Origin of the sequence: Streptomyces sp. NPDC093089 (genome assembly GCF_044754405.1) — a bacterium.
Lineage (GTDB): Bacteria > Actinomycetota > Actinomycetes > Streptomycetales > Streptomycetaceae > Streptomyces.
The window spans coordinates 267983-283134 of sequence record NZ_JBIVPA010000011.1; the positions used below are offsets into that span (position 1 = coordinate 267983).

The 15152-nt window shown below is 71.2% G+C and carries 12 protein-coding genes and 2 pseudogenes; 5 read left to right on the forward strand and 9 right to left on the reverse strand.

Translation table 11 applies throughout. The annotated features are described in order from the left end of the window. Positions 1–236: 236 nt before the first annotated feature. From ACIQFX_RS26435 to ACIQFX_RS26465, 7 genes are all read right to left on the reverse strand, one after another. Entirely contained in the window at positions 237–1625 is a 1389-nt protein-coding gene (locus ACIQFX_RS26435; RefSeq protein ID WP_402468051.1) for an 8-oxoguanine deaminase, read from the reverse strand. 48 nt (positions 1626–1673) lie between these two features. Beyond that, the gene (locus ACIQFX_RS26440) at positions 1674–3092 is read right to left on the reverse strand and encodes a nucleobase:cation symporter-2 family protein (RefSeq protein WP_402468054.1); all 1419 of its coding nucleotides are present in this window, start codon (positions 3090–3092) and stop codon (positions 1674–1676) included. Between the two features lie 73 nt (positions 3093–3165). After that, positions 3166–4089 carry a factor-independent urate hydroxylase gene (pucL, locus tag ACIQFX_RS26445; RefSeq protein ID WP_402468056.1) on the reverse strand — a complete coding sequence of 308 codons (924 nt, stop codon included), beginning with the start codon at positions 4087–4089 and terminating at the stop codon, positions 3166–3168. A 5-nt stretch (positions 4090–4094) separates the two neighbouring features. Beyond that, positions 4095–4484: a hydroxyisourate hydrolase gene (gene uraH, locus ACIQFX_RS26450; RefSeq protein WP_402468058.1), complete on the reverse strand. Its 390-nt coding sequence runs from the start codon at positions 4482–4484 to the stop codon at positions 4095–4097. Beyond that, positions 4481–5059, reverse strand: a complete 579-nt coding sequence (gene uraD, locus ACIQFX_RS26455) for a 2-oxo-4-hydroxy-4-carboxy-5-ureidoimidazoline decarboxylase (RefSeq protein WP_402468061.1) — start codon at positions 5057–5059, stop codon at positions 4481–4483. The genes uraH and uraD overlap by 4 nt, the downstream gene beginning before the upstream one ends. A gap of 155 nt (positions 5060–5214) precedes the next feature. Next, positions 5215–5553 carry a helix-turn-helix domain-containing protein gene (locus ACIQFX_RS26460; RefSeq protein WP_402468220.1) on the reverse strand — a complete coding sequence of 113 codons (339 nt, stop codon included), beginning with the start codon at positions 5551–5553 and terminating at the stop codon, positions 5215–5217. A gap of 44 nt (positions 5554–5597) precedes the next feature. Next, a complete protein-coding gene (locus tag ACIQFX_RS26465; RefSeq protein WP_402468064.1) occupies positions 5598–5852 on the reverse strand; it encodes a hypothetical protein in 255 nt (84 codons plus the stop codon). Positions 5853–5990: 138 nt separating this feature from the next. Between ACIQFX_RS26465 and ACIQFX_RS26470 the strand changes: the two genes are divergently transcribed. The 4 genes from ACIQFX_RS26470 (at position 5991) to ACIQFX_RS26485 (ending at position 10622) form a co-directional block, all read left to right on the forward strand. Next, the gene (locus ACIQFX_RS26470) at positions 5991–6842 is read left to right on the forward strand and encodes a TIM barrel protein (RefSeq protein WP_402468067.1); all 852 of its coding nucleotides are present in this window, start codon (positions 5991–5993) and stop codon (positions 6840–6842) included. Positions 6843–6886: 44 nt separating this feature from the next. Continuing rightward, positions 6887–7777 (forward strand): 2-hydroxy-3-oxopropionate reductase, encoded by an 891-nt coding sequence (locus ACIQFX_RS26475; protein ID WP_402468069.1) that lies wholly within the window; start codon positions 6887–6889, stop codon positions 7775–7777. Between the two features lie 187 nt (positions 7778–7964). Next, on the forward strand, positions 7965–9422 hold the full coding sequence (locus ACIQFX_RS26480) for a catalase (RefSeq protein ID WP_402468071.1): 1458 nt from the start codon (positions 7965–7967) through the stop codon (positions 9420–9422). 534 nt (positions 9423–9956) lie between these two features. After that, positions 9957–10622: an HNH endonuclease gene (locus ACIQFX_RS26485; RefSeq protein ID WP_402468074.1), complete on the forward strand. Its 666-nt coding sequence runs from the start codon at positions 9957–9959 to the stop codon at positions 10620–10622. A gap of 179 nt (positions 10623–10801) precedes the next feature. On the opposite strand, the pseudogene ACIQFX_RS26490 reads toward ACIQFX_RS26485, so the two are convergent. Beyond that, a pseudogene (locus ACIQFX_RS26490) lies at positions 10802–11602 on the reverse strand (MFS transporter); the annotation flags it as partial. 203 nt (positions 11603–11805) lie between these two features. Between ACIQFX_RS26490 and ACIQFX_RS26495 the strand changes: the two are divergent. Beyond that, positions 11806–12135: pseudogene (locus ACIQFX_RS26495) on the forward strand (transcriptional regulator); the annotation flags it as partial. A gap of 108 nt (positions 12136–12243) precedes the next feature. Here ACIQFX_RS26495 and gcl read toward each other — a convergent pair. Further along, complete coding sequence (gene gcl / locus ACIQFX_RS26500) at positions 12244–14022, reverse strand: glyoxylate carboligase (RefSeq protein WP_402468223.1); 1779 nt, start codon at positions 14020–14022, stop codon at positions 12244–12246. Between the last annotated feature and the right edge of the window lie 1130 nt (positions 14023–15152).

A 15152-nucleotide genomic window follows, 5' to 3' on the forward strand; every position in this document is an offset into this window, starting at 1 on the left:
GGTGCGAGGTGCAGGAGGTGCGGCTCGATGCGGGGAGGTGCGGTGGTGCGGGTGTGCCGCGGAGGGGGTGCGGCGGGAGGACGGGGCCCGGTGGGGGTGCGGGCGCGCTTCACCGTCCCGGGGGTGCCGTACGTCTTCTGCGTACGGCACCGCCCGGTCCGGCTGCCGCGGACCCCGCTCGGGTCCGCGGCGACCGACCGAGGGCCGTCCCCCTCGGTCGGACTCCGTGGGGAGGATCAGCCCTGGGCCGTGATGCGGGCCAGGCGCTGTGCCTCCGCGCGCGCGTCGCGCGCGATCTGCTCCTCGTCGGCGAACAGCAGTCGGTTGTTCTCGACGATCTGCCGGCCGTTGACGAAGGAGGCGGTGACCGGGGCCGCGGCGCCGAAGACGACGGCGGTGACCGGGTCGGCGATCGAGGAGTGGCCGAGGCCGTCGATCTTCCAGAGGACGAAGTCGGCGAGCTTGCCGGCTTCGAGGGAGCCGATGTTGTCGGCGCGGCCGAGGACCTGCGCGCCGCCGTAGGTGCCGAGGCGCAGGGCCTGGCGGGCGTTGAGCGCGGCCTCGCGGTGGGCGCCGAGCCGGTTGATGAGGAGCGCGTTGCGCAGCTCGGTGTGGAGCTCGCCGGACTCGTTGGAGGCGGTGCCGTCGACGCCGAGGCCGACGGGGACGCCCGCCTTGAGCATGTCCGGTACGCGGGCGATGCCGGCGGCGAGGCGCGCGTTCGAGGAGGGGCAGTGCGCCACGCCGGTGCCGGTGCGGGCGAAGGCGGCGATGTCGGAGTCGTTCATGTGGACGCAGTGCGCCATCCACACGTCCTCGCCGAGGAAGCCGGTGGACTCGAAGTAGTCCGTCGGGCCCATGCCGAAGAGCTCGTGGCAGAACTTCTCCTCCTCCACGGTCTCCGAGCCGTGGGTGTGCATCCGCACGCCGAGCCGGCGGGCCAGTTCGGCGCCCTGCTTGAGCAGCTGCGTCGAGATGGAGAACGGGGAGCAGGGGGCGACGGCGACCTGGGTCATCGCGTCGAAGGAGGCGTCGTGGAACTTCTTCACCGTCTCCTCGGTCGCGGCGAGCGCACCCTCGGTGGTCTCGACCGCGAAGTCCGGCGGCAGGAAGCCGTCCTTCTCGCTCATGTCCATCGAGCCGCGGGCGAGGGTGAAGCGGACGCCCATGTCGGAGGCGGCGCCGATGATGGCGCCGGACAGGTCGCCGGAGTTCTTCGGGTAGACGTAGTGGTGGTCCATGGCGGTGGTGACGCCGCCGCGGGCCATCATCGCCAGGGAGCCCTGCGCGGCGACGCGGACCATCGACTCGTCGATGCGCGACCATGTCGGGTAGAGCGCGACCAGCCAGTTGAAGAGGTTGTGGTCGGTGGCCAGACCCCGGGTGATCCACTGGTAGAAGTGGTGGTGGGTGTTGACCAGACCGGGGGTCACCAGGTGGCCGGTGGCGTCGATCCGTCGGACCACGTTCTCCAGGCCCTCGGGTGCCTTGCCGGCGCCGATGGACTCGATCTTGTTGTCGGCGACGACGAGGTGACCGGAGGCGTACTCGGTGTCGTTCGCGTCGACGGTCGCGATCGCCGCGTTCTCGATGACGATGCGCTGGGCTGCCGAAGGTGCTGCCATGGCGGTGGTTCCTTCATTCCTCTGTGGTGGTGTGGGCACGGCAGGACCCTAGGAGGATTTGAGTGCCGGAGCGGTGTGACGGCTCCGGGTGCCGAGATGGTGGAAGAACAGGTTGAGCAGGACGGCGACGAGCGCGCCCGCGCTGATGCCGGAGCCGAGCACGGTCTGAGCCCAGGCAGGGAAGTCGGCGTAGAAGGTGGGGGCGGCGAGCGGGATGATGCCCGCTCCGAGCGCGACGGCCACCAGGATGATGTTGGAGCTGTCGTCGAGTCCGGCTTCCGACAGGGTGCGGATGCCGCTGACCGCGATCGAGCCGAAGAGGACGATGCCGGCGCCGCCGAGGACGGGCATCGGGACCGTGGAGACGACCGCGCCGAGGACCGGGAAGGCGCCGAGGACGATCAGGGCGCCGCCGGCGACGGCGACGACGTACCGGGAGCGGACCCGGGTCAGCGAGACGACGCCGACGTTCTGGGCGAAGGCCGAGGTCGGGAAGCCGCCGAAGACGGGGCCGAGCAGGGTGGCGATGCCGTCGGTGCGCAGTCCGCGGGTGATGGTCCGCCCGTCGCTGCGGCGGTCGCAGATCTCGCCGAGGGCGAGCATGCCGGCGCTGGACTCGGTCATGAGGACCAGCATCACGATGCAGAGCGACAGGACCGCGGCGGGCTGGAACTCGGGTGCGCCGAAGGCGAAGGGCGCGGGCAGGGCCGCGACGGGTGCCGCGCGGAGGACGCCGAAGTCCGCCATGCCGAAGGGGATCGCGGCGAGGGTGCCGATGAGCAGGCCGAGGAGCAGGGCGATCTGCTTGACGAAGCCCTTGCCGAAGCGCTGGAAGAGCAGGATGACGACGAGGGTGAAGCCGGCGAGTGCGAGGTGCTTCATCGCACCGAAGTCGGCGGCGGTCCGGTCGCCGCCCTGGGCCCAGCCGACGGGCACGGGCATCAGGGTGACCCCGATGAGGGTGATGACGACGCCGGTGACGAGCGGCGGGAAGAAGCGCAGGAGCTTGCCGAAGAAGGGTCCGACGGCGAGGCAGAAGACTCCGGCGACCATCACCGCGCCGTAGATGGCGGGGAGTTGGTGTCCGGGGGCGCTGGTCTCGGCGATGGCGAGCATCGGGGCGATTCCGGCGGAGGAGGCGGCGTTGACGAACGGGAGCCGGTTGCCGGCGAAGCGTCCGATGCCGAGGGTCTGCAGGATGGTGGCGCAGCCGGCGATGAGCAGGCTTGCCGCGATGAGCCGGGTCATTCCGGCGGCGTCCAGGCCGACCGCCTGGCCGATGATCAGCGGAGGGGTGACGACGCCCGCGTACATGGCGGCGATGTGCTGGAGTGCCGCGGGGACGAGCCGCGAGGCGGGGAGCTTCTCGTCCACCGGGTGGCACTCGGCCGTGGCCGGGGTGGTGGTGGACGGCGGGGTGGAACACGGGCCTTCGGCGGTTGCCGGCCCCTTTGCAGGCTGTGCCATGGTTGTTCCCTCCGGTCCGGTGCACCGGCCCCGCCCGACTGCGGGCGGGCGGGGCCGGTCACGCGGATGCCGCTTAGAGGTTGGTCATGTCGACCGGGATCAGCGCCGTGGCTCCGTCGCGGAGGACGGTGGCCTCGATGAGGCCGTACATGCGGTCGGCGGCGTAGTAGACCTCGTTGTCGTTCTTGAGGCCGAAGGGCTCGAGGTCGACGAGGAAGTGGTGCTTGTTCGGGAGCGAGAAGCGGACTTCGTCGATCTCCGAGCGGTGGTTGATGATGCGCGTGGCCATCTGGTACAGCGTCTGCTGGAGGGAGTACGAGTACGTCTCCGAGAAGGCTTCGAGCATGTGCTTCCTGGTCTGCTCGTACGACCGCTCCCAGTTGGGCATGCGCTGGTCGTCGTCGGTCCAGTTGAAGCGCCAGCGGCCGGACACCTGGGTGGCCAGGATGCGGTCGTACGCCTCCGTCAGCGTCGTGTACCGGTCCTTGATGTAGCCCCAGAACTCCGAGTTGGTCGAGTTCATGACGACGAGGTCCTTGAGGCCGGAGATGACCTCCCACTTCTCGCCGTCGTAGGTGATCTGGGTGACGCGGGTCTCCTGGCCCTTGCGGGCGAAGGAGTGGTTGACCTCGTCGGCGCCGATGAACTTGGAGTTGGCGTCGGAGGAGGCGATGCGCTCCCAGGCGTACTCCTCGATCCGGATGCGCGCCTGCTTGATCGGCTCCTGGCTCGTCACGAAGTGGCGGGCGAGGTGGATGCCGAACTGCTCGGCGGACTCGATGCCGTACTCCTTGGCGAACGCGAAGACGGTGTTCTTCGTCGTGTCGGTGGGGAGGCAGTGGGCGTTGGAGCCGGTGAGGTGGACGTCGTCGAGGTCGCCGGAGAGGGCGACGGAGACGTTCAGGTCCTTGATGTGGTGGGTGGCGCCGTCCCGCGTGATCTTGACGACGCGGTTCTCTGCTTTGCCGTACTGGTTCTGGCCGAGAATCGTGGGCATGTCTGCTAGCTCCCTCGGTAAACGGAGTAGCCGAACGGGTTGAGCAGCAGCGGTACGTGGTAGTGCTCGCCCGGCCTGACGGCGAACGTGATCGCCACCTCCGGGAAGAACGCACCGCTGTCCCTTACGCGGGGGGCGTCCTGCTGCGCCTCGGCTTGCTTCTTGGCGAAGTACGTCTCGGTCTCGAAGTCGAGACGTACGTGGGTGGTTTCTTCCGGCAGCGCCGGCAGGTCCTTGCAGCGCCCGTCCGCGTCGGTGGCGGAGCCGCCGAGCGTGACCCATTCCGCGTCGGAGCCGCTGCGGGCCGCGAGCGTGATGGCCACGCCCTCGGCCGGGCGGCCGATGCTGGTGTCCAGGATGTGGGTGGACACCGAGGCGGTGGTGTCGGTGCTCATGCGGAGCTCTCTTCCTCGGAGGTCTCGGAGGTCTCGGAGGTCCGGGGGGTCCCGGAGGTCTCGGGGTCCTCGGGGGTCTCCACGAGACGGGTCAGCCGGATGCGGTTGATCTTGCCCAGTTCGGTGCGGACGATCTCCCGCTCCTCCTCGGGCGAGTTCCCGATCCGCTCGCGGACCGCGTCGCGCATCTGCTCGCCGGTCCTGCCGGTGGCGCAGATGAGGAAGACGTGACCGAACTTGTCCTGGTAGGCCAGGTTGAGTTCGAGCATCTCGGCCTTGAGTTCCGCGGAGGCGCCGGCCATCCCGCTCTGTTCGCGGGAGGAGGTCGGGTCCCCTGCCTTCGGACGACCGATCGGCGGGTGGCCCGCCATCGCGTCGGCCAGGTCCTCGGCGGTCAGCTCGGCCATGGCGGCGTCGCTGGCGAGGAAGAGGGCTTCGGCGGTGGTGTACGGGCGCCGGGCAAGGAGCTTGCTCCCCCACGCCGAACTGGAGCACACCTCGTGGAGCGCGGCGACGGCCTCGCTGTCCGCCGAGGTGTTGAACCGGGTGAGGCCCGGTGTCGTTCCTGAAGTCACGGGAAGCCTCCGTGGCTGTTTTTCGCTGTGCGTCGGACGGGCTGCGGATAGCTAACGCCCTCCGCAACACAACGTCAACACTTTGTTGAAAACTCGGCCACACAAAAGCCGTCGTCCCGACATCCGGACGACGGCTTGTGGCCACACATGATCAACTACTCGCCTTTGGGGGCCTTTTCCCTGTTCAGGGCGGTCTCCCTGTTCAGGTAGTTGTACACGGTGAACCGGCTGACACCCAGTGCCCCGGCCACCGTCTCCACTCCGTGGCGCACGGAGAAGGCGCCGCGCGCCTCAAGGAGGCGGACGACCTCCTGCTTGGCCTTGCGGTCGAGTTCGGCCAGCGGCATCCCGTGCCGCCGCTCCATCGCCGCGAGGATGCGGTCGAGGGAGTCGGACAGCTGCGGCAGCCGTACGGCGAGGACGTCCTCGCCCTCCCAGGACAGGACGACGTCGTCCGCCTCCGCCTGCGCGGGCACGAGCAGCTCGGCACCCATGGCGTCCACCAGGGGCTTCACCGCCGCCACCAAGGGATGCTCGGTCACTTCTCCCCCTCGCCGATCACGTTGACCTGCAGCGAGACGCGGGTGGCGCCGGCCGCGAGCGACTTGCGCAGCAGCGAGTCGACCGCGGTGAGCACCGCGTCGACACCGCCCTCCGCCGTGTTGCCGAAGGGACCGACGTCGACCGCGTCCAGTTCGGCCGACTGGATGACCTCACGGGCCACGACCGCGTGCGCCGGCGCCTCGTCGAGGTCGAACGGCTCGGTCGTGAACTCCACTCTCAAACGCACCATGCCCCCCAAAGTACGGCCCCGATCCGGCCGACGGGAGCCCCGGACCTGCGGGGACCTCTTGACAAGTGCGGCAGCCCCCTTGCAGCATTCCGTCAGACAGAAACTTACTTCCGCGATACGGAAGGAGCGCCGCCCCTCATGGCCCGCTTCTCAGTAGGCGCAGGCACGGACCAGCGCTTCGATGTGAACCTGTCGATCCTCTTCACGGAACTCCCGCTCCTGGAGCGCCCCGCGGCCGCCGCCGCGGCGGGCTTCACCGCGGTCGAGCTGTGGTGGCCCTGGATCGACACCGCCACCCCCGAGCAGAGCGAGCTCGACGCCCTCAAGAAGGCTCTTGAGGACGCCGGCACCCAGCTGGTGGGCCTGAACTTCTACGCCGGGCAGCTCCCCGGCCCGGACCGCGGAGCCCTCTCCGTACCCGGCGAAGAGTCGGACCGCTTCCGCGCCAACATCGAGGTCGCCGCCGACTTCGCCGCCTCGGTCGGCTGCAAGGCGCTCAACGCGCTCTACGGCAACCGCGTCGAGGGCGTCGACCCGGAGGTCCAGGACGCCCTCGCCCTGGAGAACCTGGTCCTGGCCGCCCGAGCGGCCGACCGGATCGGCGCGATCCTCCTCGTCGAGACCCTCAACAAGCCGGAGTCGCCGCTCTACCCGCTGGTGAGCGCCCCCTCCGCGATCGAGGTCATCGACAAGGTCAACGCGGCCACCGGCCTCGGCAACGCCAAGTTCCTGCTCGACGTCTACCACCTGTCGATGAACGGCGAGGACGTCGGCCGGGTCATCGCGGAGTACGCCGCCAAGACCGGCCACGTCCAGATCGCGGACAACCCGGGCCGCGGCGCGCCGGGCACCGGCGACCTGCCGCTGGAGCAGCTCCTCGACGAGCTGAGGAAGGCCGGTTACGACGGCTGGGTCGGCCTGGAGTACAAGGCCGCCGACGCCGCGGCTTCCTTCGAGTGGCTGCCCGCCGAGGCCCGCCCGGCCAGCTGACGCAGGCCACCTCCCCGTATCACCTTGTTTTGAGAGGCACCCTCATGAGCAACCTCCCCAAGATCGCGTGGATCGGCCTCGGCATCATGGGCTCCCCCATGTCCGAGAACCTCCTGAAGGCCGGCTACGCGGTCACCGGCTTCACCCTGGAGCAGGACAAGCTTGACCGGCTCGCCAAGGCCGGCGGCAGCGCCGCCGCGTCGATCGCCGAGGCCGTCGAGGACGCCGACGTCATCATCACGATGGTGCCCGCCTCCCCGCAGGTCGAGGCCATCTCCTACGGCCCCGAGGGCATCCTGGAGAACGCGAAGCAGGGCGCGCTGATCGTCGACATGTCGTCGATCACCCCGCAGACCTCGGTCGACCTCGCCAAGAACGCCGCCGAGAAGGGCATCCGCGTCATCGACGCCCCGGTGTCCGGCGGCGAGGCCGGCGCGATCGAGGCCGTGCTCTCGATCATGGTCGGCGGCGAGCAGGCCGACTTCGACGAGGCCCTCCCGATCCTGGAGGCCCTCGGCAAGACCATCGTGCTCTGCGGCCCGCACGGCTCCGGCCAGACGGTGAAGGCCGCCAACCAGCTGATCGTCGCGGTCAACATCCAGGCCTGCGCCGAGGCCGTCGTCTTCCTCGAGAAGTCCGGCGTGAACCTCCAGGCCGCCCTGGACGTCCTCAACGGCGGCCTGGCCGGCTCGACCGTGCTGACCCGCAAGAAGGACAACTTCCTGAACCGGGACTTCAAGCCCGGCTTCCGGATCGACCTGCACCACAAGGACATGGGCATCGTCACCGACGCCGCCCGCAACGTCGGTGCGGCCCTCCCGGTCGGCGCCGTCGTCGCCCAGCTCGTCGCCTCCCTGCGTGCGCAGGGCGACGGCGGCCTGGACCACTCGGCCCTGCTGCGCGCCGTCGAGCGCCTCTCCGGCCAGCAGGTCTGACCCACCCGCCCCCACCCGGGGCCCCTGAATTCCGGTCGGCGGCGGCGCTGACACCTGTCCTGTCGCGCCCAAGGCGTCGCCGCCGGCCGGAACACCACACTTCCTTTTCAACAAACTGTTGACGTTGCGTTCGAGCCGAATCTACGCTCCTCGGACCGTCAGCAGAGCTCCCGTACGGAAGGTCACGATGTCGAAGCGCGTGCTTACGACCGAGTCCGGCGCCCCCGTCGCCGACAACCAGAACTCCGCCACCGCCGGCGTCGGTGGCCCGATCCTCCTCCAGGACCAGCACCTGCTGGAGAAGCTCGCGCGCTTCAACCGTGAGCGGATCCCGGAGCGCGTGGTGCACGCCCGCGGCTCCGGCGCGTACGGCTTCTTCGAGGTGACCGACGACGTCACCGGCTTCACGAAGGCCGCGTTCCTCTCCGAGGTCGGCAAGAAGACCGAGACGTTCATCCGCTTCTCCACCGTGGCCGACTCCCTCGGCGGCGCCGACGCGGTCCGCGACCCCCGCGGCTTCGCGCTGAAGTTCTACACCGAAGAGGGCAACTACGACCTCGTCGGCAACAACACCCCGGTGTTCTTCATCAAGGACCCGATCAAGTTCCCCGACTTCATCCACTCCCAGAAGCGCGACCCCTTCACGGGCAAGCAGGAGGCGGACAACGTCTGGGACTTCTGGGCCCACGCCCCCGAGGCGACCCACCAGATCACCTGGCTCATGGGCGACCGCGGCATCCCCGCCTCGTACCGCCACATGAACGGCTACGGCTCGCACACCTACCAGTGGACCAACGAGGCGGGCGAGGCCTTCTTCGTCAAGTACCACTTCAAGACGAACCAGGGCATCCGCAGCCTCTCCGCCGACCAGGCCGCCGAGCTCGTCGGCAAGGACGCGAACTCGCACCAGACCGACCTGCTCCAGGCGATCGAGCGCGGCGTGAACCCCTCGTGGACCCTGTACGTCCAGGTCATGCCGGCCGCCGAGGCCGCAGAGTACCGCTTCAACCCGTTCGACCTCACCAAGGTGTGGCCGCACAGCGACTACCCGCTCCAGCGCGTGGGCCGCCTGGTCCTCGACCGCAACCCGGAGAACGTCTTCGCCGAGGTCGAGCAGGCCGCGTTCTCCCCGAACAACTTCGTCCCGGGCATCGGCCCGTCGCCGGACAAGATGCTCCAGGGCCGCCTCTTCGCCTACGCGGACGCCCACCGCTACCGCCTCGGCGTGAACCACACCCTGCTGCCGGTGAACGCCCCCAAGGCGACCACGGCCCAGAACTACGGCCGGGACGGCTTCATGGCCACCCGCAACGGTTCGCGCCACGACAAGAACTACGAGCCCAACTCGTACCAGGGCCCGGCCCAGACCGACGCCGCGCTCTCCGCGCCGCTCGCGATCCACGGCTGGACCGGCACCCACGAGGCACCCGCGCACACCAAGGACGACGACTTCTTCCAGGCCGGCGAGCTCTACCGCCTGATGTCCGAGGACGAGAAGAAGCGCCTGGTCGCCAACATCGCCGGCGGCCTCTCCCAGGTGTCCCGCGAGGACGTCATCGAGAAGAACCTCGCGCACTTCGCCGCCGCCGACGCGGACTACGGCAAGCGCGTGGCCGAGGCCGTCCGCGCCCTGCGCGAGGACTGATCCTCGAAGAACACCCAGACTGCGTACGGCACCTGACGGGAGGTCAGTGCTGTACGCGGTCCGGATCGCCGGCCCGTATGAGGGGTGGTCGGCGGACCGGACAAGCGTGAGGACCGCGGCGGCGCCGAGCCAGTGCGGTGGTAAGGACGCAAGGCCCCCTTCCTGACCTGAAGGAAGGGACCGGCCCGCGCGCCCGTCGGCACCGCCGCGGTCCCAACGCCCCACCCGCCCCTTCGGGGCCCTCAGACTCCGCCCGGCGGCGCGAACGTCCTGTCGCGCCAGCCTCGTGCCGTCGGGCGGTCACCAGACGAGAGCGCGGAACCAGGTTTACGGTCCCTGGTTCCGCGCTCTTCCCCGTCCGTACGGCTCCTTCTCCGTCCGTACGGCCTTCTCCGTCCGTACGGCGAGGGGATGGGGAACCGTCCGTACGCCTCCGCAGCGCATCGTTTCTGCGGTGAAGATCCGCACCCGCTCGGGCGAGCGCACCGCGATTCGGGCCCGCGTCGCCCCGACACCGGCGCTATCCACTCGTACATGATCAAGAACCTGATGCGCGGCCTCGCACCGCTCGCGCTGATCCTGTCCCCGCTGGCCGCGCCCTCCCCCGCCCTCTCCGCGAACGTCGTCCTGCTGCCCGACGCGCTCGCCGGGCTCACCGAGGCCGCCGAGGACCCGGACGGGTACGAGGAGACCGCGTTCCGCCACTGGAACAACGGCCTCGACCCCGCGGACGGCTGCGACACCCGCTCCGAGGTCCTGCTCGCCGAGGCCGTCGACGCCCCGCGGACCGGGGCGGACTGCGCCCTCACCGGCGGCCGCTGGACCTCGTACTACGACGGCCAGAGCGTCACCGACCCGGCCGCCCTCCGCGTCGACCACCTCGTCGCGCTCCAGGAGGCCTGGGAGTCGGGGGCGTCCGGCTGGACCGCGGCGCGGCGCGAGCGGTACGCCAACGACCAGGGCGCGGCCGCGACCCTCGTCGCCGTCACGGCCCGCAGCCGGCAGGACAAGGCGGGGCGCGATCCCGCCGAGTGGGTGCCTTCGGACGCCGGACAGTACTGCCGTTACGTCGGCGAGTGGGTGGCCACCAAGCTCCGCTGGGGCCTGTCCGCCGACAAGGACGAGGTCGAGGCGCTCAAGCTGTTCGCCGACGGCCCCTGCGAGGAGACGGTCGTACTGCGCTCGACGGCACCCCGGTAGGCCCCCGGCCCGATGAGGACGAGGCCGGCGACCCGGCCGGGGGTCGGTTCGACGTCCTCACGGGCACCGCAAGCCCCTCCCCGCTCCGTCCGCCCCCCTTCTCACCGCGCTCGGCCAGGGCGAGGCAGAGGGTCACGGCGAGCGAGGCGGCGGCGGCGAGGACCACCATCCCCGTGCGCGGTGCGGATCCGGCCGCGCACCCGCGCCGGTACGAAACGGCCGACGGCGGTGTCCCCGGCCGGCATCCCGAACGCGCCGCACGCGAAGAGCAGCCCGGCGCGCTCGGGGGCGTACGGCACGAAGAGCGACTCGCAGCCGACGACCAGTCCGTTCGGCACCCAGAGGGCGAGGTAGGCACGGCATCGGGCGGGCGAGGACCACAGCCGCGCGTTGCTCCGCCGGGTCTCGGCGACCGAGGGCCGCCCCGGCCGCCCGGGGCGGCCGCTCCCCGAGGCCCGGGCGGGCGACGGCGGAGGCCGCGAGGTACAGCGCCGCGCCGGCGACAGCAGCGCGACCAGGAGCCCGCCGGTGGCGAAGCCGCCTATCTGGCAGGCACCGGAAGCCGTGTTCGTCACCGAACGGCCGAGCAGGTACCGCTCGCGCGGGAGGATCTCGTTCAGGAGCCCGTACCGCACCCCGCCGCCCAGCGAGGCCGCGAGTCCCTCCACGAGGAGGACCGCGAGGACCGCCCAGGCCGGCAGCCCGGGGATCGCCAGGACGGCGGTGACCGCCGCGAAGAAGAAGGCGATCCCGGAGAGCGCGGCGCGCGGCGGCAGCCGGTCCGCGGCGGAGAGCAGTGCGGTCGCGCCCAGCAACTGCGCGAGCGACGGCCCGAACAGCGCGAGCGCCGACAGGAGCGGCGAGCCCGTCGCGCGGAACACGGGCGTCGCGAGACCCAGTCCCGCGACGGTCTGGGCGGAGCCGGTGAGGAAGAGCGGAGTGAACTCGGGCGTACGGAAGAGGGTCCGGTAGCGGGGCATGCGGGAGTGTCCGGGCGGCTCGGCCGCATCGGTACTGCTTCGCGGAGCGGCGAAACCCCGGCCGGCGGTGTGTCGTCACTCCGGACGTGCGGGGCTGGGCGGCACACGTCGTGCAGGGCGGTGCACGCCGGGGCGGACGCGGCGCGCCGGGCGGGAAGGCGCCTGCCCGGGCGGGCGAAGGCGAAGGGTGGGGTGGACGAAGGGTGGGGTGGTGGCGGATCGGTACGGACTCGCTGGCCGGGAGCAGGTTCCTCGTGTCTCCGCTCGCCGAGACGGTCGCGGCGCTGAAGACGCTGCACGCGGGCGTGGCCTCCCATCCGGGCGAGCGGGCCTGGCCGGCCGCCCACCTGCCCGCGTACCGCGGCCGCCTCGCCGCCGAGCCTCTCGGCGCGCTGCTCGTACGGGCCGCCCTCGGGCCCACCTGGAACGCCGACTTCCTGACGCCGACGCCCACCGGCGAGCACGAGCGGTCCTTCGAGGAGGAGGTCGCGGCGGTGCGTGACGCCGGTGGACGCGGACCCGCGGTGACGCGCGCGGGCGGTCGGTGGACGCGGGTCGCGGTGGACACGGGCCTGCGGTGGACGCGGGCGGCCCCCGCCCCGGTGGTCATCGGGGCGGGGGCCGTGGCACGGCTGCCGGGGTCAGACCTTGAGGGCCTTGATCGCGGTCGGCGCGTGGCCGGGCTCGGTCGCGAGCTCCTCGAACTCGGTGACGTCGCTCATGTCGACCGTCTTGCTCATCGCGATGTTGGTGATGCGCTCCAGGATGGCCTCGACGACGACCGGGACCTGGTGCTCGACGGCCAGCTTCTTGGCCTCCTCCAGGGCCTCGCCCAGCTTGTCCGGGTCGGTGACGCGGATGGCCTTGACGCCCAGGCCCTCGGCGACCTTGACGTGGTCGACGCCGTAGACGCCGATCTCCGGGGTGTTGATGTTCTCGAACTCGAGGTTGACCTCGAAGTTGATGCCGAGGCCGCCCTGCGCCTGTCGGATCAGGCCGAGGTAGGCGTTGTTCACGAGGACGTGGACGTAGGGGACCTTGTGCTGGGCGGCGACCGCCAGCTCCTCGATCATGAACTGGAAGTCGTAGTCGCCGGAGAGGGCGACGACCGGGGTCTCCGGGTCGGCGGTGGCGGCACCGATCGCGGCCGGGATGGTCCAGCCGAGCGGGCCGGCCTGGCCGCAGTTGATCCAGTGGCGCGGCTTGTAGACGTGCAGGAACTGCGCGGCCGCGATCTGGGAGAGGCCGATCGTGGTGACGTAGCGGGTCTCCGGGCCGAAGGCCTTGTTCATCTCCTCGTAGACGCGCTGCGGCTTCAGGGGGATGTCGTCGAAGTGCGTGCGGCGCTGGAGGGTGGCCTTGCGCTCCTGCGCGGAGGCGGCCCAGGCGGAGAAGTCGGGCAGCTCGCCCTCGGCCTTCAGCTCCTTGGCGATCTCGACGAAGAGTTCGAGCGCGGCCTTGGCGTCGGAGGCGATGCCGTAGTCGGGGGCGAAGATCTTGCCGAGCTGGGTGGGCTCGATGTCGACGTGGACGAACTTCCGGCCCTTGGTGTACGCCTCCAGGTTGTAGCCCGTGTGGCGGTTGGCCCAGCGGTTGCCGATGCCGAGGACGAAGTCCGACTCCAGGAAGGTCGCGTTGCCGTAGCGGTGCGCGGTCTGGACGCCGACCATGCCGGCGGCGAGCTCGTGGTCGTCCGGGATGGTGCCCCAGCCCATGAGGGTGGAGATGACCGGGATGCCGGTCAGCTCGGCGAACTCGACGAGCAGGTCGGTGGCGTCGGCGTTGATGATGCCGCCGCCGGCGACGATCAGCGGGCGCTCGGACTCCAGGAGGAAGCTCAGCGCCTTCGCGGCCTGGGCGCGGGTGGCCTGCGGCTTGTAGACCGGCAGCGGCTCGTAGGTCTCCGGGTCGAACTCGATCTCGGTCAGCTGGACGTCGATCGGGAGGTCGATGAGGACCGGGCCGGGGCGGCCGGAGCGCATCAGGTGGAAGGCCTGCTGGAAGACGCCGGGGACCTGCGCGGCCTCCAGGACGGTCGTGGCGGCCTTGGTCACCGGCTTGGCGATGGTGGCGATGTCGACGGCCTGGAAGTCCTCCTTGTGGAGCTTCGAGACCGGAGCCTGGCCGGTGATGCAGAGGATCGGGATCGAGTCCGCGATGGCCGAGTACAGGCCGGTGATCATGTCGGTGCCGGCGGGGCCGGACGTACCGATGCAGACGCCGATGTTGCCGGCCTTGGCCCGGGTGTAGCCCTCGGCCATGTGGGACGCGCCCTCGACGTGGCGGGCGAGCGTGTGGCCGACGCCGCCCACGTTCTTGAGCTCGCGGTAGAAGGGGTTGATCGCCGCGCCGGGGACGCCGAACGCCTGGGTGACGCCTTCGCGCTTGAGGATCTCAACGGCCGCTGCGGCGGCGGTCATACGAGGCATGGGAGTGCTCCTGCTTCGGCCGGTCGGATGCGGGCACGCGCTGCGACTCGGGGGCGCTTCGCGACCTGTTTCCGTAATGCGGAAATACTGTTCTGCTATACGGAAGCAATGTAGGTGGGGTCACGGAGGGCCGTCAAGAGAAGTCCGTCCCGCGGGATCGGCGAAGTGGCCGAACACCCTCCCCGGGACGACGGATGGGTGGACGATGGGACGGAACGACAGGGGGTTGGGTTGTGGGCGATTCCGTACCGGTGCGCTGCCCGGAGTGCCGGCGCACGCAGGCGTACGCGGCGCCGGTCTTCCCCTGCGCGTGCGGCAGCCCCGTGGCGCCGCCGGTGACGGCCGGCGCGACGGCGGAGCCGATCACGCACCGGAACTGGACGGACGAATGGGTCACCGTCCGCTGCGGCGCCTGCGGCCGCGAGGACGACTGGCCCCACCCCGAGCTCGGGTGTTCCTGCGGCACGGTCCTCCGCGTCCCCGTACGCCCGGTGACGGAACCCGCCCCGCCACCGCCCTCCGGCGCCCACTCCCCCGCCCCCGGGACCGGCTCGGCCCACCCCCGCCCCGCACCGGGACCGGATCACTCCGGGTCTTCCCTCACCGCCCCCGGCGCCTCCCCGCGGCACGGCGGCACGACACCGGGCGGCACCGGCGGCCAGGGCGGCACCGCCCCCGGGCCCGCCGACGGGCCCGTCGTGCCCTGGCCGGAAACGGCACACGGTCAGGGAGGGGACGGAAGGGCGGGGCCCGAGGGGGCCGGGCCGGGCGGGATCGCCTTCGGCCTCGGTGCCCGTGGGGCCGACGGCGACCACGGGGACTCCCCCGCCGCCGCCCGGCCACGGGCCGCCGACCCGGGCTCCGACTGGTTCGGCAGAGGGCCCGCGGCGCGGGGCGACGGTTCGCGCACGGACGGTCGGTGGGGCCCCGGCCTGCCGGGCGAAGGCCCTCACGCCGACGGTACGCGTCCCGACGGCACGCGCCCGGACGGTTCTCGTGGCGACGGCACGCGCCCGGACGGTTCTCGTCGCGACGGCTCCCGTCCCGACGGTCCTGGCGCCGACGGGACGCGTCACGAAGGTCCGCGTCCCGACGGTCCCCGCTCCGGCGGGCGCGACGCG

What these genes read in the sequence shown, in the direction of transcription:
- gcl (WP_402468223.1), bottom strand. Translation starts at nt 14,022, where the DNA reads ATGACCGCCGCCGCAGCGGCCGTTGAGATCCTCAAGCGCGAAGGCGTC.
- ACIQFX_RS26435 (WP_402468051.1), bottom strand. Translation starts at nt 1,625, where the DNA reads ATGGCAGCACCTTCGGCAGCCCAGCGCATCGTCATCGAGAACGCGGCG.
- ACIQFX_RS26440 (WP_402468054.1), bottom strand. Translation starts at nt 3,092, where the DNA reads ATGGCACAGCCTGCAAAGGGGCCGGCAACCGCCGAAGGCCCGTGTTCC.
- ACIQFX_RS26460 (WP_402468220.1), bottom strand. Translation starts at nt 5,553, where the DNA reads ATGGGTGCCGAGCTGCTCGTGCCCGCGCAGGCGGAGGCGGACGACGTC.
- uraH (WP_402468058.1), bottom strand. Translation starts at nt 4,484, where the DNA reads ATGAGCACCGACACCACCGCCTCGGTGTCCACCCACATCCTGGACACC.
- ACIQFX_RS26475 (WP_402468069.1), top strand. Translation starts at nt 6,887, where the DNA reads ATGAGCAACCTCCCCAAGATCGCGTGGATCGGCCTCGGCATCATGGGC.
- ACIQFX_RS26480 (WP_402468071.1), top strand. Translation starts at nt 7,965, where the DNA reads ATGTCGAAGCGCGTGCTTACGACCGAGTCCGGCGCCCCCGTCGCCGAC.
- ACIQFX_RS26470 (WP_402468067.1), top strand. Translation starts at nt 5,991, where the DNA reads ATGGCCCGCTTCTCAGTAGGCGCAGGCACGGACCAGCGCTTCGATGTG.
- pucL (WP_402468056.1), bottom strand. Translation starts at nt 4,089, where the DNA reads ATGCCCACGATTCTCGGCCAGAACCAGTACGGCAAAGCAGAGAACCGC.
- ACIQFX_RS26485 (WP_402468074.1), top strand. Translation starts at nt 9,957, where the DNA reads ATGATCAAGAACCTGATGCGCGGCCTCGCACCGCTCGCGCTGATCCTG.
- ACIQFX_RS26465 (WP_402468064.1), bottom strand. Translation starts at nt 5,852, where the DNA reads ATGGTGCGTTTGAGAGTGGAGTTCACGACCGAGCCGTTCGACCTCGAC.